The 26,799-nt window shown below is 45.9% G+C and carries 24 protein-coding genes and 2 pseudogenes; 21 read left to right on the top strand and 5 right to left on the bottom strand.

All coding sequences use genetic code 11. From position 1 onward, the window contains the following. Positions 1 to 125: 125 nt before the first annotated feature. From B5E64_RS17010 to B5E64_RS16975, 8 genes and pseudogenes are all read left to right on the top strand, one after another. Positions 126 to 1,985 (top strand): annotated as a pseudogene (locus tag B5E64_RS17010) (helicase-related protein); the annotation flags it as partial. 1 nt (position 1,986) lies between these two features. Then, positions 1,987 to 2,679, top strand: a pseudogene (locus B5E64_RS17005) (DUF3849 domain-containing protein); the annotation flags it as partial. 368 nt (positions 2,680 to 3,047) lie between these two features. Next, positions 3,048 to 3,392, top strand: a complete 345-nt coding sequence (gene mobC, locus B5E64_RS17000; RefSeq protein ID WP_087169623.1) for a plasmid mobilization relaxosome protein MobC — start codon at positions 3,048 to 3,050, stop codon at positions 3,390 to 3,392. A 164-nt stretch (positions 3,393 to 3,556) separates the two neighbouring features. After that, positions 3,557 to 3,868, top strand: coding sequence for a hypothetical protein (locus B5E64_RS16995; RefSeq protein WP_087169622.1), 312 nt, complete (start codon positions 3,557 to 3,559; stop codon positions 3,866 to 3,868). Continuing rightward, a complete protein-coding gene (locus tag B5E64_RS16990; RefSeq protein ID WP_087169621.1) occupies positions 3,865 to 4,164 on the top strand; it encodes a CD1845 family protein in 300 nt (99 codons plus the stop codon). The genes B5E64_RS16995 and B5E64_RS16990 overlap by 4 nt, the downstream gene beginning before the upstream one ends. Before the next feature lie 238 nt (positions 4,165 to 4,402). After that, positions 4,403 to 6,451: an AAA family ATPase gene (locus B5E64_RS16985; RefSeq protein WP_087169620.1), complete on the top strand. Its 2,049-nt coding sequence runs from the start codon at positions 4,403 to 4,405 to the stop codon at positions 6,449 to 6,451. Beyond that, the gene (locus tag B5E64_RS16980) at positions 6,452 to 8,557 is read left to right on the top strand and encodes an ATP-dependent helicase (RefSeq protein WP_087169619.1); all 2,106 of its coding nucleotides are present in this window, start codon (positions 6,452 to 6,454) and stop codon (positions 8,555 to 8,557) included. It abuts the gene before it with no gap. Positions 8,558 to 8,654: 97 nt separating this feature from the next. Beyond that, on the top strand, positions 8,655 to 10,067 hold the full coding sequence (locus B5E64_RS16975) for a relaxase/mobilization nuclease domain-containing protein (RefSeq protein ID WP_087169618.1): 1,413 nt from the start codon (positions 8,655 to 8,657) through the stop codon (positions 10,065 to 10,067). Between the two features lie 189 nt (positions 10,068 to 10,256). Here B5E64_RS16975 and B5E64_RS16965 read toward each other — a convergent pair whose 3' ends face one another. The 5 genes from B5E64_RS16965 to B5E64_RS18245 form a co-directional block, all read right to left on the bottom strand. After that, positions 10,257 to 10,613 (bottom strand): helix-turn-helix transcriptional regulator, encoded by a 357-nt coding sequence (locus B5E64_RS16965; RefSeq protein ID WP_002587437.1) that lies wholly within the window; start codon positions 10,611 to 10,613, stop codon positions 10,257 to 10,259. 187 nt (positions 10,614 to 10,800) lie between these two features. Beyond that, a complete protein-coding gene (locus tag B5E64_RS16960; RefSeq protein ID WP_002587438.1) occupies positions 10,801 to 11,991 on the bottom strand; it encodes an AI-2E family transporter in 1,191 nt (396 codons plus the stop codon). A gap of 12 nt (positions 11,992 to 12,003) precedes the next feature. Beyond that, positions 12,004 to 13,539, bottom strand: coding sequence for a cardiolipin synthase (gene cls / locus B5E64_RS16955; RefSeq protein WP_002587439.1), 1,536 nt, complete (start codon positions 13,537 to 13,539; stop codon positions 12,004 to 12,006). A gap of 27 nt (positions 13,540 to 13,566) precedes the next feature. Beyond that, positions 13,567 to 14,562, bottom strand: coding sequence for an alpha/beta hydrolase (locus B5E64_RS16950; RefSeq protein ID WP_227604045.1), 996 nt, complete (start codon positions 14,560 to 14,562; stop codon positions 13,567 to 13,569). A gap of 14 nt (positions 14,563 to 14,576) precedes the next feature. Next, positions 14,577 to 14,741, bottom strand: a complete 165-nt coding sequence (locus B5E64_RS18245) for a hypothetical protein (protein WP_204247079.1) — start codon at positions 14,739 to 14,741, stop codon at positions 14,577 to 14,579. 229 nt (positions 14,742 to 14,970) lie between these two features. Here B5E64_RS18245 and B5E64_RS17925 point away from each other — a divergent pair, with 229 nt between their 5' ends. From B5E64_RS17925 to B5E64_RS16870, 13 genes are all read left to right on the top strand, one after another. Then, positions 14,971 to 15,327 carry a helix-turn-helix transcriptional regulator gene (locus B5E64_RS17925; protein WP_002587442.1) on the top strand — a complete coding sequence of 119 codons (357 nt, stop codon included), beginning with the start codon at positions 14,971 to 14,973 and terminating at the stop codon, positions 15,325 to 15,327. Position 15,328: 1 nt separating this feature from the next. Then, entirely contained in the window at positions 15,329 to 15,946 is a 618-nt protein-coding gene (locus B5E64_RS16935) for a TetR/AcrR family transcriptional regulator (protein WP_087169616.1), read from the top strand. Continuing rightward, positions 15,943 to 16,830, top strand: a complete 888-nt coding sequence (locus B5E64_RS16930; RefSeq protein WP_002587444.1) for an ABC transporter ATP-binding protein — start codon at positions 15,943 to 15,945, stop codon at positions 16,828 to 16,830. The genes B5E64_RS16935 and B5E64_RS16930 overlap by 4 nt, the downstream gene beginning before the upstream one ends. Positions 16,831 to 16,843: 13 nt before the next feature. Continuing rightward, positions 16,844 to 17,638 carry an ABC transporter permease subunit gene (locus B5E64_RS16925; RefSeq protein ID WP_002587445.1) on the top strand — a complete coding sequence of 265 codons (795 nt, stop codon included), beginning with the start codon at positions 16,844 to 16,846 and terminating at the stop codon, positions 17,636 to 17,638. Positions 17,639 to 17,650: 12 nt separating this feature from the next. Beyond that, positions 17,651 to 18,436: an ABC transporter permease subunit gene (locus B5E64_RS16920; protein ID WP_002587446.1), complete on the top strand. Its 786-nt coding sequence runs from the start codon at positions 17,651 to 17,653 to the stop codon at positions 18,434 to 18,436. Between the two features lie 45 nt (positions 18,437 to 18,481). After that, positions 18,482 to 18,643, top strand: coding sequence for a cysteine-rich KTR domain-containing protein (locus tag B5E64_RS16915; protein ID WP_087169615.1), 162 nt, complete (start codon positions 18,482 to 18,484; stop codon positions 18,641 to 18,643). 16 nt (positions 18,644 to 18,659) lie between these two features. Then, a complete protein-coding gene (locus tag B5E64_RS16910; RefSeq protein WP_002587447.1) occupies positions 18,660 to 20,024 on the top strand; it encodes a radical SAM protein in 1,365 nt (454 codons plus the stop codon). Then, the gene (locus tag B5E64_RS16905) at positions 20,024 to 20,896 is read left to right on the top strand and encodes a DegV family protein (RefSeq protein ID WP_002587448.1); all 873 of its coding nucleotides are present in this window, start codon (positions 20,024 to 20,026) and stop codon (positions 20,894 to 20,896) included. The genes B5E64_RS16910 and B5E64_RS16905 overlap by 1 nt, the downstream gene beginning before the upstream one ends. A gap of 127 nt (positions 20,897 to 21,023) precedes the next feature. Further along, positions 21,024 to 21,710 carry a response regulator transcription factor gene (locus tag B5E64_RS16900; protein WP_002587449.1) on the top strand — a complete coding sequence of 229 codons (687 nt, stop codon included), beginning with the start codon at positions 21,024 to 21,026 and terminating at the stop codon, positions 21,708 to 21,710. A gap of 464 nt (positions 21,711 to 22,174) precedes the next feature. Next, positions 22,175 to 22,588 (top strand): sigma-70 family RNA polymerase sigma factor, encoded by a 414-nt coding sequence (locus B5E64_RS16890; protein ID WP_002587450.1) that lies wholly within the window; start codon positions 22,175 to 22,177, stop codon positions 22,586 to 22,588. 572 nt (positions 22,589 to 23,160) lie between these two features. Continuing rightward, complete coding sequence (locus B5E64_RS16880) at positions 23,161 to 23,391, top strand: hypothetical protein (RefSeq protein WP_002587451.1); 231 nt, start codon at positions 23,161 to 23,163, stop codon at positions 23,389 to 23,391. Positions 23,392 to 23,475: 84 nt separating this feature from the next. Next, positions 23,476 to 24,696, top strand: a complete 1,221-nt coding sequence (locus tag B5E64_RS16875; RefSeq protein ID WP_002587452.1) for a site-specific integrase — start codon at positions 23,476 to 23,478, stop codon at positions 24,694 to 24,696. 155 nt (positions 24,697 to 24,851) lie between these two features. Then, the gene (locus tag B5E64_RS16870) at positions 24,852 to 26,045 is read left to right on the top strand and encodes a site-specific integrase (protein WP_002587453.1); all 1,194 of its coding nucleotides are present in this window, start codon (positions 24,852 to 24,854) and stop codon (positions 26,043 to 26,045) included. The last annotated feature ends 754 nt before the right edge of the window (positions 26,046 to 26,799 follow it).

Raw genomic sequence — 26,799 nt, 5'->3', positions numbered from 1 at the left:
ACAAAATCACTTAAACTATGAAAGATGGCGAGCCGTGTACATCGAGAGGTGTAAGCACGGTTCTGGAGGGGGTTACGCCAAGACCACGGACGAAAGGAAGTATGGCGTGGCGTTTCCTACCTTATGAACTTTACACCATGCAAAGATACCTCCAGTATGACCGCTTGCAGGAACTGAGTATGCCCCACTTTGACTGCTGGGCGTCGCGCTTTGGTGAAACGACGACGGCGCTGGAGCTGGCACCGGAAGGCACCGGCTACCGGGCGCGCACCCGCTTCTCCAAGTTTTTCAATCTCCCGGAGCTGATGAACCTGTTCAAAGAGGTGGCGGACATTAAAACCGCCGATCAGCTTCATCTGCCCACCCCGGAGGTAGAATACCACAACATCGTGGCCCAGCCCACCGAGCAGCAGCAGGAAATGGTGAAGGCGCTATCTGAGCGTGCTTCCCTGGTACACAGCGGCACGGTGGACCCCTCCCAGGACAATATGCTCAAGATCACCAGCGATGGCCGCAAGCTGGGCCTGGATCAGCGCATTATCAATCAGGCGCTGCCGGACGAACCCGACACCAAGGTCAACCAATGTGTCGCAAACATCATGCAGATCTGGCGAGACGGCGAGGCTGACAAGCTGACCCAGCTGGTGTTCTGCGATATTTCCACGCCCCAGGCGGCCCCTTCCAAAAAGGCAGCCAAGGCGCTGGACAACCCCACGCTCCATGCGCTGGAACAGGTTGTGCCGCTGGAAGAGCCAGAGCCGGTCTTTACCATCTACGAGGACATCCGGCAAAAGCTCATCGCCCAGGGGATGCCCGCCGATCAGATCGCCTTTATCCATGAGGCCAACACCGAAGTGAGGAAAAAGGAGCTGTTCGCCAAGGTCCGCACCGGCCAGGTGCGCGTCTTGCTGGGGAGCACCGCCAAGATGGGCGCTGGCACCAATGTGCAGGACCGGCTTGTGGCGCTCCATGACCTGGACTGCCCGTGGCGGCCGGGAGACCTTGCACAGCGCAAGGGCCGTATCGAGCGCCAGGGCAACCAAAATCCTCTGGTCCATGTGTACCGCTATGTGACTGAGGGAACCTTTGACGCCTATTTGTGGCAGACAGTGGAGAACAAACAGAAATTCATCAGCCAGATTATGACTTCCAAATCGCCGGTGAGAAGCTGCGACGATGTGGACGAAACGGCATTGTCCTTTGCCGAGATCAAGGCCCTGTGCGCCGGAGACCCCCGTATCAAGGAGCGCATGGACCTGGATGTGGAGGTCTCCAAGCTGAAGCTGATGAAAGCCGACCACCAGAGCAAGCAGTATCGTCTGGAGGACCAGCTGCTGAAATACTTCCCGGAGGAAATCGAAAAGCACAAGGGCTTTATCCAGGGGTTTGAGGCAGACCTGGAGACCCTGGCCGCCCATCCTCACCCGGAGGATGGCTTTGCCGGGATGGAGATCCGGGGCGATGTACTGACCGACAAAGAAAACGCCGGTGCAGCCCTGCTGGACGCCTGTAAGGAGGTCAAAGGCTCCGAGCCTGTGCAGATCGGCAGCTACCGGGGCTTCACTATGTCCGTAGAGTTTTCGGCCTGGAAACAGGAATATACGCTCCTGCTGAAAGGCCAGATGACCCACCGGGCAAGCCTCGGCACAGACCCACGCGGCAACCTGACCCGCATTGACAATGCGCTCTCTCAAATGCCCCAGCGCCTGGATGCGACCAAGGCCCAGCTGGACAATCTGTACCAGCAACAGGCCGCCGCCAAGGAGGAAGTGGGCAAGCCTTTCTCTTATGAGGATGATCTGCGGGTAAAGTCCGCCCGTCTGGTGGAGCTGGACACGCTTCTGAATCTGGACGGCAAGGGCCGCTCTCAGCCGGAGTCCGTGATCGCCAAGAGCGCACGGCCCTCGGTGCTGGACAGCTTGAAGCGTCCAGTGCCGCCCCGCAGCCCCGAAAAGAAACCGAAACAGCATGAGGAGGTGCGATAACATGAATATCAACGATCTGAATACGGCCCTCTATGAGAAGATGGCCGCTGAACAGGACAAATACCGGGACTGGCTGAAAAGCCAGCCCCCGGCAGAGGTCCTGAACCACGCCTACGAATACACCGTCCGGGAGGACATCGTGATGGCGATGGAGGAACTGGAGCTGACCGACACCCAGGCCCAGGCGCTGCTGGATTCGCCCACGCCGCTGGCCGATGTGTACCGTTACTTTGAGAAACTGGAGACCGGCTACATGGATGTGATCCGGGACAGCATTGAGAACCGGGCCGATGATGCTTGCAAGGCCCAGGCGGAGCTGCGGAAAGCCGCCATTTACCCTCACTCCGCTGCCTATGCGAAAGAGCATGGGGAGCTGGAGCAGTACCGGGCCTCCAACAACGCCAATCTCCGATGCAAGGAGGCCATTGAAGCTGCGGTGCGGGAACACTTCGACGGGATGTATCTCAGTCACGATGCCGCCAAGGGCGTGATCGAGACCTACGGCATGGACCGGGTCATGCTGGTCCTTGCCAACACCGTCCAGCTCCAGGACTGGGATGGGCGCTACTCGCCCCGCAACAAGGAATGGGCAAAGACCATCCCCAACTACAACTCCGATACCGTCCGATGTGGGTATGCCCTGAACAGCCACCCCGCTGTTTTGAACGGGTTTATTGATCTGGTGCGCGAGGAACATCTGCGCCGCCAGCCTTTGACGGCAGAGGACATCCAGGCAGAGGCAGAACGGATTTTGCGGGAGCTGCGCGCACCGGATATGCCGAACAGCCCCCACGGGACCCATTACATGGCCCGCATTTCCCCGGAGTTTCTGAATCGTGCCGGGAGCAAAGACCATGATCGGCTGATGAATCTCCTGCCGTTTCGCAGTCTGTCGTTTACCGGTATGAAGGGACTTCCTGGAACCTATGCCACCATTCTGGCCAGCGAGGACCGCTCCAAGGAACTGCGCCAGCCCCGGCCTTCTGTCCGGGAGCATTTGAAGCAGGAACCGAAACAGGCAGCCCCCAAAGCTCCGGGCCATAAGAAACGGGAGCCGGAACGGTGAGCACCCCAAAGCGCAAACGGGAGGTCCAGGTGAATTTTCGGGTCTCCCCGGAGGAGCTGGCGCTGATCGAGCAGAAAATGTCCCAACTTGGGACGAAGAACCGAGAAGCCTATCTGCGGAAGATGGCCCTGGACGGTTATGTGGTGCAGCTGGACTTGCCGGAGCTGAAGGAGCTGGTGTCTCTGCTGCGCCGGAGCAGCAACAACCTGAACCAGCTCACCCGCCGAGTGCATGAGACCGGGCGTGTCTACGACGCTGACCTGGAAGATATAGCCCAGCGGCAGGAGCAGCTATGGGAGGGCGTGAAGGAAATCCTGACCCAGCTCTCCAATCTATCGTGACAGGGGTATATATCCCATCTGCGGAGGGAGGAACGGCGTTCTTTTCGCCGCGCCTCCCTCTGCTTTTTCTTTTTGTCTGTATCCTTGCCTTTTGACGGGGCTTGCCGGATAATAAAGGCAGATAGCAAAGTGTTCTCACATCTCACAAAGGAGTTGAGATACCAATGTTGACCTTTGAAAAGGTTTTAGAGATTTTCGAGGACTATCTGGCGCAGGATATGGAGCTGGAAGTCTACAAGAGCCGGTACGGATATGCCTGTGTGTCCTTCAACGGCTCGCCCCCGGACCCGCCCTATTGCGAGGGTGATGTGTGCCGGACCCCGGAGGAACTATTTGACCATCTGCTGGTCGGGTACGAATCCTTTGCCTCCATTCAGCTGACAAAGGGACGCCGGGAAGAAAACGAGGCCGACGAGGAACAGGTCCGCCGTCTGTGCCAGAAGTATTTGGATCGTCGAGAGGAGGCCATGAAATGACCGCATTGAAGCTGATTTTGAAGATTGTGATTGCGCCGGTGATCCTGCTGCTCACCCTGGCCATCTGGATTTGCGTGGGGCTGGTCTATGTGTCCGGCTTGGTGCTGGGGCTGCTCAGTACGGTGATTGCCCTGCTGGGCGTGGCCGTCCTGGTGACATACTCCCCGCAGAACGGCCTTATCCTGCTGGTGATCGCGTTTCTCATAAGCCCCTTTGGGCTGCCGAAGCTGGCCTTTTGGCTGCTGGGCAAGGTGCAGGATCTTCGGTATTTTCTGCAAGATACAATTTATGGATAGAATGAACGCTCTATTTGATAAGGGATTAAAAGATCCCATCAGATGGAGCGTTTTTTCTTTGCAAAAACTTTAATTAGTTTGCTGGTTTCAACACTACATGTTGAAGATGAACCCAAAAAAGAATATACTATAAAGTGGAAAATAGTATTTGTTTTAGATAATAATTGGCTTTCTGTCAATTAGTGATGACTTGCTACATAGTACATAAAAATGAATTGTGGGTTAACTAGGAGGAAATATGTATTTAAAAAAATTATCCATAGAACATTTCCGAAAGTTCGGGGATGCAAATAATACCATCCAGTTTGCTGCCTCAAAAGATTATAAGGCAGAAAAATATCTGAATATAGCGCCAAAAACGACCTTGATTGTAGGAAAAAACAATAGTGGAAAAACTACTATTGTTGAAGTTTTGCGAAGGCTTTTAGAGCAGACAGACTTTCGGGCAACGGATTTTAATTTTGATTATTTGCAAACCTTGCTCATCAGCTATACGCCGCGCAAGTTAAAAAATGGGAAAATTAAATTCCCGACGATGAAATTTGTTCTAACAATTGGAATAGATAATGACGATCCTGATTTATTAACCAATATTGCACCATTTATAACACTAGGTGAAGTAAAGAACTCTGAGGTGATTATTAAAGCTGTTTGGTCACCTGCCGATGAAGAATTGTTTTTAAAGAAATTATCACAATTTGTAGAGAGTAAAAAGCACTATAAAAAACAACTTTTCAGCCATTTTTTATCCTTCATTGATACTTGCAAATTTGCTCTTACATATTACAACAACAATGATGAAAAACGGGAGGGCTTTCATCTAAAACAACTTATCGAACTCCAGGCTATTGCTGCAAATACAGTCACAAACGGAGATTGCCTATCTTCTGCATTCTCAAAAATTGTAGATTACCGCTATGAACATATTAAAGATGAAAATCCCTTTAGTGAGTTAGATAAGGAAATAGTTACAATTAATGAAAAGCTGACAGGTTATTTCGATAAAGAACACACTTCGTATGTTAACAATTCTTTGGCGAAATTAATCTCGTCAGAGAAATGTAAAATTTTGCTTAGCTCAGATCTAACATTTCAGAAATTACTTAAATCTGTATTAAAGTACCAATATGTTGAGGGGGATAAAAATATCCCAGAGAATCAATTTGGCTTAGGTTATACAAACTTGATGATGATTGTGGCAAATATTATTGGTTATATGGAAAAGTTTCCAGAAACATCGTTTAATAGTCAGATTAACCTAATCACAATTGAAGAGCCCGAAACATTCATGCACCCACAAATGCAGGAATTATTTATTCGAGATGTCAATGTAATGATAGGTGCCTTACTCGAGGGCCATAATAAGCACGTTAATAGCCAGATAATAATAACCACACATTCAGCACATATTCTTAACAGCAAGATTCACGAAGGGAATAGTTTTAATAGTATCAATTATGTTACCGAAAACAACAATTGTACCTGTGCTATCATTTTGGATGATCAAACCATCATACCCAAAAAAGAAAATGAAGCCGAAGAAGATGAAAAAAAGCGTCTTGCTCAACTCCAATATATAAAAAAACATATTACTTTTGGAATATCTCAGCTATTTTTTGCAGATGCCGCCATCTTTGTGGAGGGGATTTCTGAGTATGTATTGTTGCAACAATACATGTCTGAACACGATTTGCTAAAGCAGAAATATGTAACTCTCAATTTGGTAAACGGAGCTTTTGCGCAAGTATATCGTCCTCTTATTTCGGCACTTCATATCCCTGTTTTGATTATTACTGACATCGATTTTAAACGGGAAAAACAAGAGCGAAAAGATAGGATTCAAATGACAGAAGCAGTTTTGTCTAATCGTGAAACCACTAATACTGCACTTACTGAATATTATGGCACAAAGATTGCTAGTCAAATTGTTAAAAGCAACTATTTCCAAGAAGGAAATCTTATGGTTACCTGCCAGAAGGCAGAAATTCAAGGTTACTATGCCACAAGCTTTGAAGAAGCACTGATATTAACTAATTCGAATAATGAAGTTATCAAACAAGTAATAAAAGAATTAAAGCCTCAGGTCTATCAAGAATGTATGGAAGATGGTGGTCTAGCCGAACATTCTTATCGCATTCAGAGATCATTGGCTCAGGATAAGAGCAACTTTGCTAATAGGTTGCTCTATGATATTATCATTGGTACAAATGATGCAAAAGAAATCAAACTGCCACAATATATTATAGATGGAATTGATTTTATTGTTCGTAGATTGGAGGCAATTTAAATGATAGATTATAAAAAGCTGAAAATCTCCGATACAAATAGGATAAAAGAGCAGCAGATAATAGATCAAATTAGTCAATGTATAGATGATGGATTGAGTTGGATATTTAATGCAGGTGCGGGCTCTGGTAAGACTTATGCTTTAGTGCAATCCTTAAAAATGTTGTTGGATAAAAAAGGACCTCAGTTTTATATTCATGGGCAAAAAGTTTTATGTATAACATATACCAATGCTGCTGCAGATGAAATTAAAGAGCGACTTGGCAATACACCTCTAGTTCTAGTTTCTACCATTCATGAGCGAATGTGGGAAATTATTGCTCCATACAAGGATCAGCTTATGAAGCTACATCGAACAAAGCTTCGAGAAGCTATTATAGAAAAGAAAGAACAGTTGCAAGAACAGTCATGGGCACAAGCATACCGGAATCTTTCGGAGCAACAAAAGAATGAGCTGTTGGAAAAAATAAATTCGGAGCATGTACGTGATGCTTTTTTTCAAGTCTGCAATTCTAAAGCTCAGACTGTTAGAGCTGCATTTCCTGAAATTGCAGAAGAATTCCCAGGCTTGATGAAAAACATTGGGAATTTTACAAAGATTATTCGTTGTTTGTATTCGATTAATAGTTTAGCCAAAGCGCTTGACAAAACCAAGCGAAAGACTTGCCCCAAAGTCAAATACGATCCTCGCCTAAACACCGATAGACTATCTAAAATGTTGATTAGTCATGATACCCTTTTAGAATATTCATATTTGCTTATTAGCAGAAACGAACGATTAAAGCAAATTATTTGTGATAAATATCCTGCTGTATTTGTGGACGAGTTTCAGGATACTAATCCTATGGTTGTAAAAACGATTTCTTCCATACACCACCACGCATTAAAAATTGGTCATTCATTCTTAGTGGGGTATTATGGAGATATACGGCAAAATATTTATGATCGTGGTGTTGGTGCAAAAATATTTCAATTACATAAAGGGCTCACGCCCATACAAAAAGAGTTTAATCGGCGCAGTTCCCCTAAAATTATCGGTGTAGCAAATTTAATACGTAATGATGGGTTGATACAACAATCAATATACGAGAAATTTCCAACAAGTGAGGTTCTTTGTGAAGTTTGCCCTGCAACTGCACGAGATGAAATTGTTGAGAAGTTATGTAATCGATGGAAGATTAGTATTGATAATCCTCTCCATTGCTTTGAGTTGACAAATGAACTGGTTGCTAAAAAAAGCGGATTTGAGGATATATATGATTTTTTTAAAAATTGTAGATATTACAAAAGGGGACGTAATTATGAACTCCTTCGCGATCACCTTTTAGCGCAAGATGAAACTAAATTGGGTGATGTACAGAAGCTTTTGTTCCGATTGCTTGATTTTAAGAAAAAAGTGCAAAATGATAATACTTCCATCAACAATTTATTGCAAATAAGTAGAGTACATCCTGATACGAAAAGCAAATTTAATATCATAAATATTCGTGCCCTAGTAGACAAACTGCATTCTCTTTCCGGTGAAACATTAGCATCATATCTTGAAAAACTGTTTGAGTTTTATCAATTGGGAGATGATTTATATGATGAATGTATAAGATATACTATTGCAGAGGAGATAGATTCCTTGGTAAGTTTGAAACAATACATGCTGGAATGTCTTTTTGTAAATGCGGACGATGCAGCATTAACTGATTTGGAATTGCAAGACAGCAGTACCAGCATTGATAACTTTCTGAATATAAAAATAGATATCTTTGAGTGCTGGTATGATTTTATAAATAGAACTGATAAAAAAAGTGACATTATATATCATACATTCCATAGTACTAAAGGATTGGAGTTTGATAATGTACTTATTCTTTTAACAAAAAAGTTTGGCAGAGATAAAGAGTATTTCGGTTCGCTATTAAAAACATTCCCAGAAAAAATAGATGCTAAATATGATTCAACTGAAATCGGAGCAGCTAGAAATCTTTTTTATGTGGCGGTAACTCGGGCGACAAAAAAACTATGTGTTGCATATTTAGCTGATGAACAAGAACAACTTTCAGATGTTGAACTACAATTAGGGAGTATTTTCACAAAGGTCAATTCTCTCACATAATATATAGGTGAATAGAGTTATTATAGAATTCATTTAAATTTATTCAGCGGTCTGCTTCGGCAGGCCGCTATTCTTTTTCAAAGGAGGTATCGTAGCAATGGCAACCACACGTATCATGCCGCTGCACATCGGCAAGGGCCGGACCGAGAGCCGAGCCATCAGCGCGATTATTGACTATGTGGCCAATCCGCAAAAGACAGACCACGGCAGGCTCATCACCGGCTACGAGTGCGACAGCCGTGTGGCTGACGCTGAGTTCATGTTGGCCAAGCGCCAGTATATCGCGGCCACCGGACGGGTCCGTGGAGCGGACGATGTGATCGCCTACCATGTCCGCCAGTCTTTTTTTCCTGGGGAGATCACCCCGGAGGAGGCCAACCGGCTGGGCGTAGAATTTGCCAAACGGTTCACCAAGGGCAAACACGCCTTTATCGTCTGTACCCACATTGACAAGGCCCATGTCCATAATCATATCATTTGGAGTTCGGTTAATTTGGACTGTGACCGGAAGTTCCGCAACTTTTGGGGCAGCACCAAAGCCGTCCGGCGTCTGAGCGATACCCTCTGCATCGAGAACGGGCTGTCCATTGTCGAGAACCCAAAGCCACACGGAAAAAGTTACGACCAATGGCTGGGAGATCAGGCGAAGCCCTCCCATCGGGAATTGCTTCGTGCTACCATTGATAACGCCCTGGCACAAAAGCCTGCTGATTTGAACGAGCTGCTGAAGCTGCTCCGAGAATCCGGCTGTGAAGTGTCCAAGCGCGGGAAATCCTACCGGTTGAAGCTCCCCGGCTGGAGCAAAGTGTCCCGCCTGGACAGCTTGGGCGAAGGCTACACCTTGGAGGACCTGCTGGCCGTCCTCGCCGGTAATAAGGAGCATACCCCTCGTCAGAAGTCCGCCAAGCAAGCAGATCCGCCGAAGGTCAATCTGCTGCTTGACATCCAGGCAAAGCTCCGGGATGGAAAAGGTGCCGGGTATGTGCGGTGGGCCAAGGTTTTTAATCTGAAACAGATGGCGCAGACTGTAAATTTTCTCACCGAACATCAACTGCTGGACTATGCAGAGTTGGCAGAAAAAGCGGCGGCGGCTACTGCCCATCACAATGAGCTATCAGCAAAAATCAAGGCAGCGGAGAAACGCATGGCGGAGATCGCCGTGCTGCGGACCCATATCATCAATTATGCCAAGACCCGCGACACCTATGTGGCCTATCGGAAGGCTGGTTACTCCAAGAAATTCCGAGAAGCACATGAGGAAGAAATCCTGCTCCATCAGGCAGCCAAAAATGTCTTTGATGATATGGGGGTCAAGAAGTTGCCCAAAGTTAAGGAGCTGCAAGCCGAGTACGCCCGGCTTCTGGAGGAAAAGAAAATGACCTATGCCGAGTACAGGCGCTCCCGTGAAGAAATGCGGGAGCTGCTGGCGGCAAAAGCCAATGTGGATCGGCTCTTAAACATGGAGGCGGAACACGATACCGAAAGAGAAAAAGACCACGAACAGCGATAAGCTGATCGTGGTCCAAAGCGTTCGCAGAACGCGCAGCCGCAGAATGAAATTCTGCGTTCATGGGGGCTTGGGGGATACCCTCAACAAGCAGCGCCGGAAGCCGAATGGCTATCCAGGGGCATTGCTTGCCGCTTTCTTTGCAGAAATGAAAAGAGCCAGAGAGGAAACCGTCAAATTTCACTCACTGGCTCAATTCGCTTCAATTTTCTTAGATAGCTCTGTTAATTCCTGCATGGTCTCCTGTGTATGGTGCAGCAGGGTTTCACGCATTTCTGACGGGCAGCTGGAATAAAGCATTTTCATCTGGTTGGCTCCCTCATCTTCTGGAGAAACATCCGGATTTATCAGAGAATCCAGAGAGATGTTCAAAACCTTGGCCAATGCTCTTAAAATCAAATAGGAAGGATTCATCTGCCCTTTTTCAATGTTGGCAATTTGTTTTACAGAAACATGGCTCTGGTCTGAAAGCTCCTGCTGTGTCAGGTCTTTTTTCTTTCGGGCCTCCCGCATTATTTGACCCAAAGCGGTTAAATCGTCAATCGGCATAATCATTCACCTCAATAACATTGTATCGTGCCGATTTGTTTTGAGGAATAACCTTATTATGCCCGCTAAAAGGTATGATAATGCCGATTTTGTAATATAAAAAACGAATAGGGCGCAAAGACCCTTGATATTTTTATATCATGAGTCCTTACACCCTACTATGAGTTTTTATCTTGAGATAATTTTTTTAGGATATATTCTGTTTATGTGAATTACCCATCTGCTCTTTTTCTTGTGTTTTCAGATGCGTTTCCCGCTTATCGGTTGCTTCTTTCAAAAGAGCGTAAGTGGCTGCTGCGGCAGGTACGCCAAGCAACATACCGATTGGTCCAGCCAGATTGCCACCTATTGTGATTGCCGCTAAAACCCACATGGCAGGAAGGTTGATTTTTGCGCCCACAACTTTCGGATAGATTGCATTTCCTTCGATCTGTTGCAAAGTAAGCAGGAAAATAATGAATACCAGTGCCTTAAAAGGATTGACTGTCAGAATCAAAAATGCACCCACAAGTGTAGCAATCCAGGCACCGACATAGGGAATCAGTGCTGTTACCCCAACAAGCGCACCGATCATCGGCGCATATGGTATTCTCAGAATTAACATACCGATTGCACACAGGCTGCCTAAAATTATTGCCTCAGTCGTTTGCCCTGCTACAAAAAGCTTGAAGTTTTTTTCACAGACAGCTGCCACATGAATGCCCCGCTCGGCAAAACATGCTGGAATCCATACACGGACAATTCGGGTGATCTGACTTTTTAATTTCTCCTTATTGGCCAAAATATAAATTGAGAACACAAGACCAATCGCAAAATCGACTGCCGTCGCAACCACGCTTCCAAATGCGGAAGCAGCAGTGTCCATAATGGTGGTTCCCAATTGATTCAACCATTCATTCAAATTGTCTTTCAGTTCAAGAAAATCAATATCAATTTGGGACAGCTGTTCTCCGAATGGGATTTTAGAATAGTCAGCCGTGCTTTCAAATGCCACCAGTTGATCCAGACCATTCGTCAAGGATGATATGACAATAGATACTGCATCGATCAATTCGGGAATAACAAGAAAAGCAACACCGACAAAGACCCCTATCACCAAAATAAATGAAAGCAGGATCGCAAGCGGGCGGCGCATTTTCGTTTTCCTAGATGTCGGATGTTTGGGGAACAGATGTCTTTCAATAACCCCCAACGGAACATTCAGAAACAACGCCAAAATCAATCCAATTAAAAGTGGGTTCAGCAGGTCTTTCAACCACATCACGGCATCAGCTACATGACTAATATGTCGGATGCCAAGATAAATCAAAATGCAGGCTGTAAACGTTCCGATAATCCACTTTGATAATTTTTTGTGTGTTTCAATATCTTCAAACATTCAAGACCCTCCTTACATTAGTGGTGCAAATAGCCGCAGTATATCCTGGAGCAGATGCACTACGATATTTGTTTTGCAATCCTTTTCTGTCACCTGTTGGCATATCTCCAGCGTTTGCAGAAAATCCTCCTTGACTTCCATAACAGCTTTGGCCTCATAGAGCAGAGCACCACATTCATAGTGCAGATATAAGCTGCGAAAATCCAAATTTGTTGTCCCGACTGTTGCAGTACGGTCATCGGACACAAAGGTTTTGGAGTGGATGAAACCATTGGTATATTCGTAGATTTTAACGCCTGATTTTATCAGCTCTCGGTAATACGAGCGTGTGGTCATGTGTACCCACCATTTATCCCAGCGGTGGGGTGTGATGATGCGTATATCTACACCACTTTTTGCCGCAAGACGCAAAGCGGAAAGCATACTATCATCGACAATCAGATATGGGGTGTTGATATACACGTACTTCTTTGCATTGTTTAAGATATGCAGGTAAACGTGTTCGCCCACATTTTCTTCATCCATTGGACTGTCAGCGTATGGCTGAACAAACCCCTTTGCAGTAACAGGGCACTCTTGTTCTTTCCATGGGTAGAAGATTTCGTAGTCCTCGTCTGTATGGGTACAAATTTCCCACGTCTGTAAAAAAATTAGTGTGAAACTCCATGCGGCTTTGCCTTTCAGCATGATCGCTGCATCTTTCCAGTGTCCGTGTTTCTCAATGGCGTTGATGTATTCATCTGCCAGATTGATACCTCCGGTAAAAGCCACCTTTCCATCAATGACCGCTATTTTTCGGTGATCTCTGTTATTTTGCTTTACGGTCAGAACAGGTCGGAAGGGATTGAATACGGCGCACTGGATACCGTGTTTTTTTAGCTGCTTTGCGTAGTCTTTCGGAAGAGTGAGAAAGCAACCCATATCGTCATAAATCAGTCGCACAGTTACGCCTTGCGTGGTTTTTCGCTTCAAAACTTCCAAGATGCTGTTCCACATAACGCCTTCCTGCACGATGAAATATTCCAGAAATATGTACTTCTCGGCTTTTTCAAGTTCCGCCAAAAGTGTTTCCAGCTTTCGTTCACCCGGTGTAAGGTAATGTGTTTCTGTATCTGCATATATTGGAAACCCCGTGTATTCCTGCAAGTAATGAATTTGAGGGTAATATTCAGGCAGTTGTTTTGTTGCGCTTTCATAGCAAATGCCGGGGAGTGCATAGAGTGGTTTTGCCTTTTGTTGTGTATGGAGGACACTTTTTGCAAAGCGCCATTTCGAGGATTGTGCATTAGACAAAAGATACATCAGTCCACCAAACAACGGGAAGGTTAGGATCAGGATCGCCCATGCAGTTTTGTAGGCGCCTTTGTCTTTCTGGGAAACGATATAAAGCACCGCAATGATACTGACGATTGTCAGTAGGCGACTGAAATTTCGGGAAAGCTGACTTCCCCCAAGTACAAGGCATATAAGAAAATATACCTGTAAAAGTAGCAGGAGTATCGTCAACATCCTTCTACGGAATAAGACACGGAGCCAACGCTGGCGCATAATGATTCCCCCCCTTCAAACTCAAATCTACGGATTCTTTTTCCGCTGTTCGCAAAATTCCCAAAACTCTTTTGCAATGCGCTCGTAGGTGCTTTTTCCTACGAGATAGCTCATACAGTGGTCAGCGCCCGGAACAATCAGCAGACGCTTTTCTGATGTACAGGCTTTATAGTTTTCGTATGTCATTTCAACTGGAACAAAGTGGTCATCTGTTCCGTGGACAAAAAGAACAGGAATTTGGCAGTGCTTCAACGCTTCTGTAGTTGAGGCAGCATCAGCATCCATTTGGATGCGCTTTTTGCACATCCTATCGGCACCTGTTTTATGCAGAGCATAAGGAATATGCAGATTGCTTTCGGAGACATGTTTCCAAATTGCATGGAGCGAAGTAAATGCACTGTCCGCTGCGATTCCAAATACATTATCCGGCAGTTCCAGTTCGGACGCCATTAGCACAGAGGTTGCACCCATGGATACCCCGGCAAGATAGATGGGAATGCTTTTTCCTGTTTTCTCGTTTATCCAATTTGTCCATGCCAGGCAATCGTAGCGTTCCAGCAAACCTAAACTCATATGGTCGCCGCCGCTATTATTTTGTCCCCGCTGCTCTGCGTAGAGTACAGAACAATGATTATTGCGCCAGAAATCTGCGATTAGACCAAAATCATGTGACCAGGAGGAACGCCACCCGTGCATGGCAACTATAGTTCTTTTCGGTTCTTCGCAGGGACACCAATGCCCAATCAATGAAATTCCGTCGTGAGCAGTGATTTCCACCACGTCACAGCCGCTTTTTTCGAGCTGACCAGCTGCCTTTTTTACAATTTCAGTGGTTTCTATCATTTCAGGTGAACCGGACACACGCATTTTTCCGTTGCTTCTGTCCTGCGGCGCAACCCGATCCATGGCGAGCTGCATCATCTTTTTGGTTAGAAGATGATGCCAAAGCACACAAATCGCACTACCGGCAGCACCTATTATCAATCCTTTTTTCAATGAATCCTTCATAGCACGTCCTTTCATAACGTGGGTATAACTTACTCTTTGTCATTGGCAGTTTTCTTACTTAATTTTCTGCGATATGCGTAATATAACAGAATCGACATTGAGGCTTTTTCATAACCAAACTTGCCGAAGCACTGGAGCGCCGCATTGAGAATGGTCAATCTCTTTTCTTCGGTCAGGGCCAAAAATTTGTCCAATTCATTTCCTCCTTTTTACACAATAACCGTTTCGGTTATTTAGAGTATAGCACCAATAACCGAAACGGTCAAGTATTTTGGAGTATGATTCAAAAGTTTTCTTTTTATACTGTTAGACCAACGAAGATTAGTCTCGAAAGTACCGGTGTGTTCAAGTCAGCAGTTGCACGAAAATGTAATTCGTTCAAATACTACTACCTGAAATATAAAATTACATTGGGTGATGTCTATGAAATTTGAACGCGATGAGCGCAAATTTGATTTCCACGATATAGGGTGCGAGATAAAGCGCAAAAGAGAAACCAGCGGGATGACACAGGATCAACTGGCCCTTATCATTGACCGTGATCCCCGCACCATCATATATAACGAAAACGACGGTCAGCATCCGAGCTTGAACACTTTTTATCAGATGGTGACAATGTTCGATATATCGGTGGATCAGTTCTTTTATCCAGACATGAGCGCAGATGACGCTTGCAAAAAGCGCATCAATACACTTGCTGCATTAACACTTGACCGATTCGGTTATTGGTGCTATACTCTGAATAACCGAAACGGTTATTGTGTAAGAAGAAGGAAATGAATTGAACAAATTTTTGGCCCTGACCGAAGAAAAGAGATTGACCATTCTCAATGCGGCGCTCCAGTGCTTCGGCAAGTTTGGTTATGAAAAAGCCTCAATCAATGATATTGCGGTAGCCGCACACATTTCCAAAGCGTCTGTGTTTCAGTATTTCGGCAGTAAAAAGCAGCTCTACATTTACCTGCTGGAATACTGCAAGAAAATCATAGAGGGACTATTTGATAAGGAAGCCCTCGATTCCGAAACAGATTTGTTCGACAGGATTCTGGCATCCAGCCGCATGAAAATGGAGGGGCTCCAAAATCAGCCTTTTATCTTGCAGTTTATTACCAGTGCCTGGGAGGAAAATTCTCCCGAGGTGACGGATACGCTGGCGATCCTGACGGAGGAGACCGGCAGATTCCGAAACGATCTTGTTCTGCGGGAAGAGGATGCTTTGAAATTCAAAGACCCAGAGGATGCCCAGCCGGTCTTTCAGATACTGCTTCTGATGGCCGAGGGCTATGCGGCCGGGTACCGGGGGGCGGCGGCTTTCGATTTTCAGGCTGTCATGGAGGATTTTGAGAAGAACATCGCAATTCTGCGGAAAAATTTTTATAAGGAGGAGTATTTGAAATGAGTGAACAAGCGATTGTCTTGAATGAATTGACCAAGCACTATGGGAAGCATCGAGGAATCAATAACCTCAGTTTCTCTGTCAACCAGGGAGAGTTTTTCGGCTTTATCGGCCCCAACGGTGCGGGTAAGTCCACCACGATCCGCACCCTAATGGGGCTGATCCGTCCCACCGGAGGCAGCGCATCTATCTTCGATTTGGACTGTCACTCCAAGGCCAGCGTCATCGCCAGGGATGTGGGCTATCTGCCCAGCGAGAACAGCTATTACGAAAACATGAAAGTCCGTGAACTTTTGCAGTACACCGCCGATCTGTACGGCATGGACTGCAAGACAAAGATGAAGGAGCTTGCCGACAGGCTCAATCTGGATTTGTCCCGCAAGATTGCAGACCTTTCTCTGGGCAACAAGAAAAAGGTGGGTATCGTGTCTGCCATTATGACTTCGCCCAAACTGATTATTATGGACGAGCCCACCAGCGGATTAGACCCACTGATCCAGCAGGCTTTCTATGATATTCTGAAGGAGGAAAACAGCCGGGGCGCTACCGTGTTTTTTTCCTCCCATGTGCTGAGTGAGGTGCAGAAACTGTGTGACCGGGTGGCCATTCTGAAAGAGGGACAGCTTATTGGCATACAGTCCATCAAAGAACTGCGTGAGAGCGGCTATAAGAAAGTCTCTCTGAGCGCAAAGGAGGCTATCCCTCGCGATTTCTTTGATTTGTCCGGCATTGCGAACTATGCGGAGACTGCGGATAAGACCTCTGTTTCCTTTATGTATAACGGAAATATCACGGCGATTATTGACAAGCTTCACCTGCTGCATTTGGACGATGTGCTTTTGGAAGAGCCCTCTTTGGAGGAAATCTTCATGCACTACTATGCGTAAGGAGGTGTCGGGCATGGTCATTTTGAAATATGAACTGAAAAGGCACCGCAAATATATTTTGGGTTGGGCCATCGCCTTGGCTCTGTGTGTTTTTGTGATGACGCCTACCTATTACAGCTTTATGGATGTTTCCACCGGAGACCTCTATGAAACGCTGGGTACGAGTGATTTTTACAAAGGCGTTGGTGTGTCCATGGAATATCTGACCTCACCGTTGGGCATTTATGCGTTTCTTACCAGCTTTTTTATGATTGCGTCCGGTATTTTCGGGATGCACTTCGGTATCGCCATTCACACCAAGGAGTGCTCGGAGCGAACCTCTGAATATCTGTTTACAAAACCCCATACCCGAAAAACGATTTACTGGGCAAAGGCGTTCACGGTTTTTTTCGGCGTAGTGGTCGTGAGCATGGTATATCTTCTCGCCTCTTTTTTGGCGCTGGCCCTGTTCCGCTCCGGCATTGACTGGGGAGAGTTCTTTCTGATTGCTCTTTCCCTCATGCTGGTCACGCTGTTCCTTGCAGCTATGGGGCTTTTGGTTGGAATTCTATTTTCACGCAATCGAAGCCCACTTTTGACTGCCGGGTTAATTGTCTTTGTCGAGTACTGCGTCACCAGCTTCTCCAACATTGTCAGCAACCGTGCCATTAGTTTTCTGTCCCCGTACTCGTTCTTTAGTGCGGCTGAGATTTCCAAATCTGGCTTTTATGAGTTGGATTACTTGGGATGGTGTGTACTGCTGTTTGCCCTGTTTTTGGTGCTGTCTTATCGTGTCTTTTTGAAAAAAGACATCCAGTTCCGCTCATGAGGGGGTGCAAAGATGAAAACATTGGTGAAAAACGAATTCCGCCAAACCAGAAAGACCCTGCTGATCTGGCTGGGGATCATGTTACTGCTGTGCGGATTCTGCTATTTTGAACTTTTATCCTTGAAGGACAGTCTGGATGAGATGGCCCGGACAGTCGGCCAATTTCCTCGCTTGATCATGATCATGTTCGGTGTGAAAGGGGATCTCACGACTGCCCTTGGTTGGTACGCGTGTATCTATTTTTGGGAGGGGCTGTTGGCCTTTGCCTATGCAATCTCTCTGGGCCTGTCCTGTGTGGCGAGGGAAAAGAAATTTGGAACATCCGAATACCTGTTCACAAAGCCTGTGGAGCGGAAAACCATTGTTCTGGCGAAGGTGATCGTTTCAGCAGTGAACCTGCTGGTGTTCGCCCTGTTCAGCGGCGTGTGCAATTATTTCACGATCGTTCTTCCTTTGGGCGGTCTGGATCAGCCGGGAGCGGTGCTTTCCACAACGATGGGAATGTTCTTTACCCAGCTTCTCTTTTTTGCCTTGGGTCTGCTGTTTGCCAGCCTTTTCAAATCTTATAAGGCCGCGGTACGCGCCGGTACGGTTTTCGTATTGGCCGCCTATGTGTTGGCCTTTACTGCCGAGTACACAGGGAATCGTTTCTTGGATTATCTGACCCCTCTGCGGTACTATGATGTGTATGAAGTAGCACTAAATGGCGTCTATCTTTCCTACATCGTCTTAACAGTACTCATTGTGGGCGCGTGTGTAATGGTTTCTACAAGGCGGTGGAAACTGCGTGAGTTGTAAATGTAATTGTCCATAGATATTCTATTATCTGATGAAAAACAAAGAATGAAAAAAAACGAATGGCTATTATGCCCCAACTGCAACAACAAAACGAGAATTAAAATCTGTGATAATACAGTACTTGAAAATTTTCCGCTATACTGTCCGAAGTGCAAACGGGAAATAATAATCAGCGTAAAACAATTCAATATTTTGCTTTTAAGATAGAAAAGGAGACAAAACCATGAGTAATTCTATTAAAGACAGCGCACAGGCTTTCGCCGTCAATCAAGTGCTGAAATATGTTGACAGCAATCCGCAGGAAGCATTCCCCAAGTTGTTAGATTGGGCGGATAAGTTCGATAAGGATAACCTCTATCTCACACAGCGCCAGCAAATCCGTAAGGTGATGGAGCAGCCTGACAGCAACTGGATGCGCCTGATCAACAGCCTTTGGACGGACATTGATTCTGAAGTCCGCAAAGTGTTCTTCCGCAATTTTATTGTCAATGCATCTCTCTTAGGCAGCCGCAAGCAGGTGGCTAATCGTGAAAAGTACGGCTGCAATATCCCCTGGGCAATCCTGATGGACCCCACTTCCGCCTGCAACCTTCATTGCACCGGCTGTTGGGCGGCAGAATACGGTAATAAGCTGAATCTGAGCTATGAGGAACTGGATGACATCATCAATCAGGCCAATGAACTGGGAACCTATATGTTCCTCTACACCGGCGGTGAACCTATGGTACGCAAGAACGATCTGCTCCGCCTGTGTGAAGCGCATCCTGACTGCGTATTCTCTGCCTTTACCAACGGTACCCTTATCGATGAGAAGTTTGCCGATGAGATGCTGCGGGTGAAGAACTTCTACCCGGCCATCAGCATTGAAGGCTTCGAGGAAGCTACTGATTTCCGCCGTGGCAAGGGTACTTATCAGGCTACTATGCGGGCGATGAAGATTCTGAAAGAAAAGAAGCTGCCTTTCGGCGTATCTGGGTGCTATACCAGCAAGAACATCGACTCCATCAGCTCGGATGAGTTCTTCGATCATCTGGTGGAGTGCGGTGCGAAGTTCGCATGGTTCTTCCACTATATGCCTGTGGGCAACGATTCCGCTGTGGAGCTGCTCCCGTCTCCTGACCAGCGTGAAAAGATGTATAACCGCATCTGCGAATACCGTAGCACAAAGCCTATTTTCACAATTGACTTTCAGAATGATGCGAAATTTGTAAACGGCTGTATTGCTGGTGGCCGCAACTATCTGCATATCAATGCCAATGGTGACATTGAGCCTTGCGCTTTTATCCATTACTCTGACTCCAACATCCGTGAAAAGACCCTGCTGGAAGCATATCAGTCTCCGCTGTTTATGGCCTATCACGACGGTCAGCCCTTTAATGATAATATGTTCCAGCCGTGTCCTATGCTGGAAAATCCTGAATGTCTGCGTAGCATGGTAAAGAAATCCGGTGCCCATTCTACCGAGTATCAGTCCCCGGAAAGTGTTGACCATCTGTGTGATAAGACTACACTTTATGCAGAAACCTGGAAGCCGAAGGCCGATGAGCTGTGGGCTGCTTGTCAGGGCTGTAGTGGGTGTAAGAAGTGATGGACGGCTATCAAATTTTCACAGATGCCACCTCAGATCTCGCACCGGAGTTAACCGCAGGTCTGCCATCTGTTGAAATGATTCCTATGAATGTTGAGATCGGCGGAACAGAATACTCATATGGTTCCCCGGAAGGAATCACAGCCAAGGAGTTCTACCGCTTGCAAAGAGCTGGGAATTTTGCAACGACCTCACAAATCAACCCAACGATTTATTTTAAGCATTTTGAACCCTGTCTGCGACAGGGAACCGATATTCTGTATCTCTGTTTTTCCTCTGGTCTGTCAGGTACATATCAGTCTGCGTTTTTAGCGGTTGAAGAACTACAGCAGGAATATCCGGAAAGAAGAATCATCTGCATTGATACGCTTGCTGCCGCAGTGGGTGAAGGGTTTTTAGTCAGAGAAGCTGCGAAAAAGCAGAGGGAAGGACTGTCTATTGATGAATTGGCTTCTTGGGTCATGGAACACCGATTAGAGGTATGTCATTGGTTTACGGTTGATACCTTTACCCATTTGAAACATGGCGGGCGGGTTTCAGGTGCCGCAGCCGCAATGGGAACGGCTTTGCAGATCAAACCGTTGCTTCATGTGGACAGCGAAGGAAAGCTGCAAGCAGTGGAAAAACCTCGTGGAAGAAAAAAGGCTGTTACCACTCAGATTGCCCGAATGGAACAGGGCTGGAAACCTGAACTTGGTAAATCGATTCTGATAGGTCATGCCGATGACCCTGAAGCAGCAGATATGCTGAAAGAAAGGTTGTTGGAACAATTCCCGGATTCTGAGATTTGTATTGCTTATATTGGCCCTATCATCGGAGCACACACCGGTCCCGGCGCACTGGCATTGATTTACTGGGGAAATAATCGATGACGGAGGATTTGTAGATACGCAAAAAAGCATTCTCCATCATAGAAAAATATAGTTTTGTTTAGAGCTGCCGGGTAACTTATGCTCGGCAGCTTTGAACTGTCTGCTAGAAGTAGTAGGAGGTGAACATATGGTTCCGCATGTATTGGGCGTAGGATACGCCTATAATGAATATGAGGTTACTGCTGGCCGATGGAAAAAATTTGAAATTGAATTTGACTATGCTGATAATATTAAACAAGCGGCCGCAATGCTGTCTTTTAAAGAATATATATGCGTAGCTATTTGCTCTGATGTGATTCCACAAGACGATTTGGATATCTTGAGACAAAAACGTGCGGTACCAATTATTGTTGTGCCACCTTCATATTCGGAGGAACAGCGGTATGCATGTGTCCATTTTGGTGCTGCTCAATATTTACATACCTATAATCATCCTATGGTAGAAATGTTTTCAGAGAAAAATAGTATGAGAAATTGTTTGAAAATACCAAAAGATAAAAGAAGACCGCTAACAATCATCACTGTGAAAGACTTGTCTTTCTGCTTAGAGTACAGGTCTGTAGAGATAGCTGGGGTATGCATTGATTTGACCGAAAAAGAGTTTGATATTCTTGCGCTGCTAATTATGAATCAACGGCAAGTCTATACTTATGAAATGATAATGGATTCTGTTTGGCATGATGATTTTTCGTTTTATTCACGCAATGCGATTTCAAGCCATATAAGTAATTTACGGAAAAAGTTAAAAAGTTCGGAAACTGCATCAGAACATATTAAAAGCATTCGAGGAATAGGCTACAAATTCGAAGTATAGGTATTTCTTGTGCAAATCTTGTATAAATCTAAAGTAAATCTTGCTTTCTGTTCTATACCATAGCTCTCAATAATGGCGAGCAGCTGTTAATTGAGTAATGGTTCAATGAAAACGCGGCTTGCTGAATAGCTGCCGCTTTATACTGCGTAGACAGAAAGGTTATTTACAGCGGCATATAGGAGGATGCCGCTTTGTTTGTTTTAACCTTTTACAGTTCTCATAATCTTCACTTGCTAAAAAAAGTGTAGCTTCCCCTCCGGGGCAGTTCGGCAACCTGTCGGTATTATCGTTCTGCGCAAACCGGAATAATAATGATCTTTTTTGTTGCGCCAGTTTCCTGGAATGGGAGACTGGCGCTTTTGCTTGTCGTTTTTTGCCGAATGTCCCCAAACGGCCTCGATGCCGTTCCCCGCCTCCATTCGATTCACCCGCTAATCACCCGTGAATCGAAATGGAGGTACATAATGAAGAAAGTCAATCTTCGGGATCTGTATCCCGATGTTTATAAAACCGATGCCTTTTTGGAAGTAACCGATGAAGTACAAGCGGTGTTTCAGTCTGACGAGCGAGCTGAAGCAGCCTATGAGCGAAAAATGTATCGCTATAAGGCGCAGTACTCCCTGGACTGTGAGAATGGAATTGAAAATGCGGTCCTGCGAAAGCTGGAGACGCCGGAGATGCTTCTGGAGGAAAAGCAGCTGCGCGAGCAGATTTACTCCGCCGTGATGGCTTTGCCGAAGAAACAGGCAAGGAGAATTTACGCCCGGTACTATCTGGGGATGAGCGTAAATGAGATTGCCAGAGCCGAAGGCGTAGATCCGAGCCGTGTTCGTGACAGCATCCGGCGTGGGTTGAAACAGTTAGCAAAATATTTTTGATAAAGTTTCATTTGAAGCGCCTGTTTTTCACTCTTTTTGTCAGTGTTAATAAGAAGGACAAGTTTCTCCCCTTCGATGTACTTTGACAATCGAATAGACGGCATTTCTGGTACATAACCCATGTACGAGCGAATCAGGCGCGCCGCCAAGATGGACAGCCCAAGGAGGTGATAAACAAGGCTGTTCCCAGCGATCAACGCCAGCCTGAGACCCGGAGGTGGCACTTCGGGCGCGAGGACTCCATGGGGGCTTAAAGATACTTGTTCACACCCGCCCACGGACTTGAGGCGGAACCCTGCGGCGCACGAATAAAACGACGCTGCGGAGTTATGACAGCCGCGCCAGCGGAGATCAGGAATGTCCCCATCGTCAGGGATGCGTGGCAAATGTGGCGAAAGCAAAACTAAAATTCAAGAGAGCTGCGTCCATTTGTTGTAAACAACAGCTCAGTATTCAGATGCAGTTTTCTTTTCAAAGTTAGATACCATGCACTGGCAGTTTCGGCTGCCAGTGCATTCATGTGATTTTGAAAGCACGATGACAACCTTGACAGAATGGAGGGAATATGATTTATGGAAAAACTGATTACACGAAAAGAAGCTGCCAAAATCTTGGGGATCAGTATTACGACCTTAGATGCAGCCCGTAACAACGGCTTGATTTCTTATGTTCAGTATGTGCAGAACGGTTGTGTATATTTTACTGATATGGGCCTTCAGGAGTATATCGCAAAATGCACACACCGGGCAAAACCTATGGAAAAGAGCGCAACTTACCGCAAGCCCCGGAACGCCAAAGCATGAGCCAATCCGTATCCTTGCTGGAATTGAAGAAGTTTGATAAAACAAAGATACAGCGCTGGAGATTATTTTTTGGAGGTGACGGAATTGGCAAAAAGAAAAATGATGATTCCAGAATACGGTACAGTGATGCTCAATGGTATTGAGTATTACAGAACAAGGATTGAAGATGCAGATGGGAAGCTCGTAGCCCTTTATGCAAGAACGCCCGAAGAACTTTATAATAAGGAAACAAATGCGTTGGAGCAGATCAACAACGCCACATTCCATCGGAAATCGCCCACGGTTGCAGAATACTGTGAGAAATGGCTGCTGATGCAGTCTGTCCATGTACGGGCAACTACTTTGACGGATTACACCTCAAAGGTCAGGCGGCACATCATTGCGGAATTGGGAGATAAGCGGATGGGAGAGGTTAGCCTGGATGATATTCAGCTTGCGCTTGTCCCTGTCTCAAAAAAATCCGCATCGGTATATAAGTCAGTCGTGATTCTGTATAAATCTATTTTTCGTGCAGCAAAGGAAAGCCGAATCATTGATGATAACCCGACGATTTATCTTACGACAAAAGGTGGCGGCGTTCCGCAGAAAGATAAAGCGGCACTGACAGACGATCAGGCCGCGCGCTTATTGGATACCGTACAGGGACTTCCCCCTTATGTATTTGTTATGCTTGGCCTGTACGCAGGCTTGAGACGTGAAGAAATACTTGCCTTGAAATGGGATGCGGTTTATCTGGATGGAGACTTCCCTTACTTAGCAGTGCGGCGGGCATGGCATACTGAAAATAACAGGCCGGTGATTCTCGACGAATTAAAGACAAAGGCTGCGGAGAGAAATATCCCCCTTCCGACCTGCTTGGCAGAATGTCTGAAAGAAGCAAAAGCAAATTCGACTTCGGAGTATGTGGTCGCAAACCGGGATGGAGAACCTCTGTCTTATACGCAGTTTAAGCGGCTGTGGCAGTATATTGTGACGCGAACCGCGAAACCGAGAATGGCCCGCAAACTGGTGGACGGAAAATATGTGAAGTATATGCTTTACCCGGAGCTTGGAGAAAAGGCCCGAAACAACGGCCATGTGGTTTACAGCTTGGACTTCGAGGTTACACCGCATCAGCTGCGGCACACCTACATCACGAATCTTATTCATTCATCGGTAGACCCCAAAACGGTTCAATATCTGGCAGGCCATGAAAGCAGCAAAATTACCATGGACATCTACGCAAAGGTCAAATACAACAGACCGGATGAGCTGGTCAGAACGATGGGCAATGCATTTGCTCAATGGGATGCTGTACGAGCATAAGGCGAAACAATAAAATAGGAAATGGAGCAGGAGCGAGGCAAGGATGTCTCGCTCTTTGTTTTACATAGGCCGTATCTTTGATTAAATTTGGACTTTCTGATAAAAAGAGAGTGTAGATACGGAAACTGCACGTAATCAAGAAAGGAAGGTCAAAGATGGCTAAGAAAAAAACGGAGGTTCCGCAGTACGGAACTGTTATGAGAAAAGGAATCCCATATTACAGAACCCGGATTCTGGATGCGGATGGCAAGCAGGTGAGCTTGTATGCTGCCACCTGCGAGGAATTGTATGAAAAGCAATTAGAGGCGCGGCGCGAGGTAGAGGAGATTATCTTTCGCCGGCAGCATCCGACGGTGGCTGAGTATTGCGAGAAGTGGCTGCTGATGCAATCAGCAAAGGTATCTACGGCTACATTGAAGGGATATACCACCGACATGAAGAATTACATCATCAAACCTTTGGGAGAGATGTATATGGAGGAAGTGACGGCTGATGATATTCGACTGGCACTTGTGCCGCTGTCGAATAAATCGGAGGGGTTATACAGTACGGTGAATATGCTTCTCAAGTGTATTTTCTACTCGGCGGAGCGCAGCCAAATACTTGAGTATAACCCCTGTGTAGGAATATCGGGAAAGGGCGGAAAGCCAGCGAAAAAGAAGGATGCACTGACAGACCAGCAGGTAGAGGTGCTTCTGGATACGGTCCGGGGACTTCCACCTTATCTGTTTATTATGCTCGGCCTGTATTCGGGCCTACGCCGGGAAGAAATCCTTGCACTGCAATGGGACTGTGTATTTCTGGACGAGTCTACGCCTTATATCTCGGTGAGGCGGGCATGGCGCACAGAGCATAACAGGCCCGTGGTTTCTACGGTGCTAAAGACTAAGGCGGCAAAAAGAGATATTCCAATCCCCAAGTGTTTGGTTGATTGCCTGCGGGAAGCCAAGGCAGTCTCCAGATCAGACTATGTGATTGCGGACAGCGAAGGACAGCCTTTAGCTGCATCGCAGTTTCAACGGGTGTGGCAGTATGTAGTCGTCCGGTCCACCAAACCCCGCAATTACTATAAGTATGTGAATGGGCAGAGCATCAAATACACAGTGGAGCCAACGCTGGGTATGACACAGAAGAACAATCCCAATATCCAATATACGCTGGATTTTGATGTTACCCCACACCTGTTACGGCACACTTACATCACGAACCTTCTTTATGCAGGCGTTGATCCCAAGACAGTTCAGTACCTTGCAGGACATGAAAACAGCAAAACAACTATGGACATTTACGCAAAGGTGAAATATAATAAGCCAGAGGAGTTGTTCGAGGTAGTGAACAGCGCGCTTTAACTGGCGGGATGCTGATTGAAAATGCACCATTTTCCTTGGTTAAGGAATAGGACAACTGAACATTGAAAAGCCGGAAAAGCCCGGAATACCAAGGAAAATCGGCGCTCAAAGGAGTTTAGTACGGTCTCAAAGCAGCTCGTAGAGCACCACAGTTCTCCAAACGTTAATCTCACGTTTACGAAGAATATCAGAAGAATTTTTATCCCGGAAGTCTCGGCTTCCGGGATTTTTCTAAAACAAATCACAAAGCAAATCTTAGTATTCGAACATATTCAAAGGCAAAAATCAGCCAAAACAATTCCAAATGAAACTGCTTGTACGGTTATATATATGAAATTTTTTATCTTGTCCGTGGCAATCGGAAACGAATTCGGCTCCATGAGATAAATATCTATTTTTAACCGTATGATTTAGAGCATGCATCGGTTATTTTAAAGAAAAATGAAATTGCAACCGTAGTAAGCAGAGAAAAAGTACGGTTATATTTCCAGGAAAATAAGTTACATCCGTACAGTATCATGAAAAACTGCGGTTACAATTTTAGGAAACTAGTTTTTCAACCGTATGACATAACAAAAAGCTACAGTTGTATTTGACAAAAATGAAATTACAACCGTATGGCGCGATTAAAATGAGCCCTATAAAGAGGACACGGGTAAAATCCTTTTTGTACGTATTTTGAGATTTAATCCTATATTGTGGACACAGATTTGACTGCTGTTATTATGTTGATAGCTTTGAAAACCCAACTGTG

The sequence above is a fragment of the Drancourtella sp. An12 genome (genome assembly GCF_002160935.1).
In the GTDB taxonomy this organism is placed as follows: domain Bacteria; phylum Bacillota; class Clostridia; order Lachnospirales; family Lachnospiraceae; genus Sellimonas; species Sellimonas catena.
The sequence above is the reverse complement of the archived record's forward strand: the minus strand, read 5'-3'. Positions and strand labels throughout refer to the sequence as shown.

Bases quoted from the DNA above. Each gene is read 5' to 3' on its own strand.
- B5E64_RS16925 (WP_002587445.1), top strand. From the start codon at position 16,844: ATGGTCATTTTGAAATATGAACTGAAAAGGCACCGCAAATATATTTTG.
- B5E64_RS16870 (WP_002587453.1), top strand. From the start codon at position 24,852: ATGGCTAAGAAAAAAACGGAGGTTCCGCAGTACGGAACTGTTATGAGA.
- B5E64_RS16880 (WP_002587451.1), top strand. From the start codon at position 23,161: ATGGAAAAACTGATTACACGAAAAGAAGCTGCCAAAATCTTGGGGATC.
- B5E64_RS16915 (WP_087169615.1), top strand. From the start codon at position 18,482: ATGAAAAAAAACGAATGGCTATTATGCCCCAACTGCAACAACAAAACG.
- B5E64_RS16965 (WP_002587437.1), bottom strand. From the start codon at position 10,613: ATGCCGATTGACGATTTAACCGCTTTGGGTCAAATAATGCGGGAGGCC.
- B5E64_RS16975 (WP_087169618.1), top strand. From the start codon at position 8,655: ATGGCAACCACACGTATCATGCCGCTGCACATCGGCAAGGGCCGGACC.
- B5E64_RS16910 (WP_002587447.1), top strand. From the start codon at position 18,660: ATGAGTAATTCTATTAAAGACAGCGCACAGGCTTTCGCCGTCAATCAA.
- B5E64_RS16920 (WP_002587446.1), top strand. From the start codon at position 17,651: ATGAAAACATTGGTGAAAAACGAATTCCGCCAAACCAGAAAGACCCTG.
- B5E64_RS16960 (WP_002587438.1), bottom strand. From the start codon at position 11,991: ATGTTTGAAGATATTGAAACACACAAAAAATTATCAAAGTGGATTATC.
- B5E64_RS16900 (WP_002587449.1), top strand. From the start codon at position 21,024: ATGGTTCCGCATGTATTGGGCGTAGGATACGCCTATAATGAATATGAG.
- cls (WP_002587439.1), bottom strand. From the start codon at position 13,539: ATGCGCCAGCGTTGGCTCCGTGTCTTATTCCGTAGAAGGATGTTGACG.
- B5E64_RS16930 (WP_002587444.1), top strand. From the start codon at position 15,943: ATGAGTGAACAAGCGATTGTCTTGAATGAATTGACCAAGCACTATGGG.
- B5E64_RS16890 (WP_002587450.1), top strand. From the start codon at position 22,175: ATGAAGAAAGTCAATCTTCGGGATCTGTATCCCGATGTTTATAAAACC.
- B5E64_RS16950 (WP_227604045.1), bottom strand. From the start codon at position 14,562: ATGAAAGGACGTGCTATGAAGGATTCATTGAAAAAAGGATTGATAATA.
- B5E64_RS17925 (WP_002587442.1), top strand. From the start codon at position 14,971: ATGAAATTTGAACGCGATGAGCGCAAATTTGATTTCCACGATATAGGG.
- B5E64_RS16990 (WP_087169621.1), top strand. From the start codon at position 3,865: ATGACCGCATTGAAGCTGATTTTGAAGATTGTGATTGCGCCGGTGATC.
- B5E64_RS16980 (WP_087169619.1), top strand. From the start codon at position 6,452: ATGATAGATTATAAAAAGCTGAAAATCTCCGATACAAATAGGATAAAA.
- B5E64_RS16905 (WP_002587448.1), top strand. From the start codon at position 20,024: ATGGACGGCTATCAAATTTTCACAGATGCCACCTCAGATCTCGCACCG.
- B5E64_RS16995 (WP_087169622.1), top strand. From the start codon at position 3,557: ATGTTGACCTTTGAAAAGGTTTTAGAGATTTTCGAGGACTATCTGGCG.
- B5E64_RS16985 (WP_087169620.1), top strand. From the start codon at position 4,403: ATGTATTTAAAAAAATTATCCATAGAACATTTCCGAAAGTTCGGGGAT.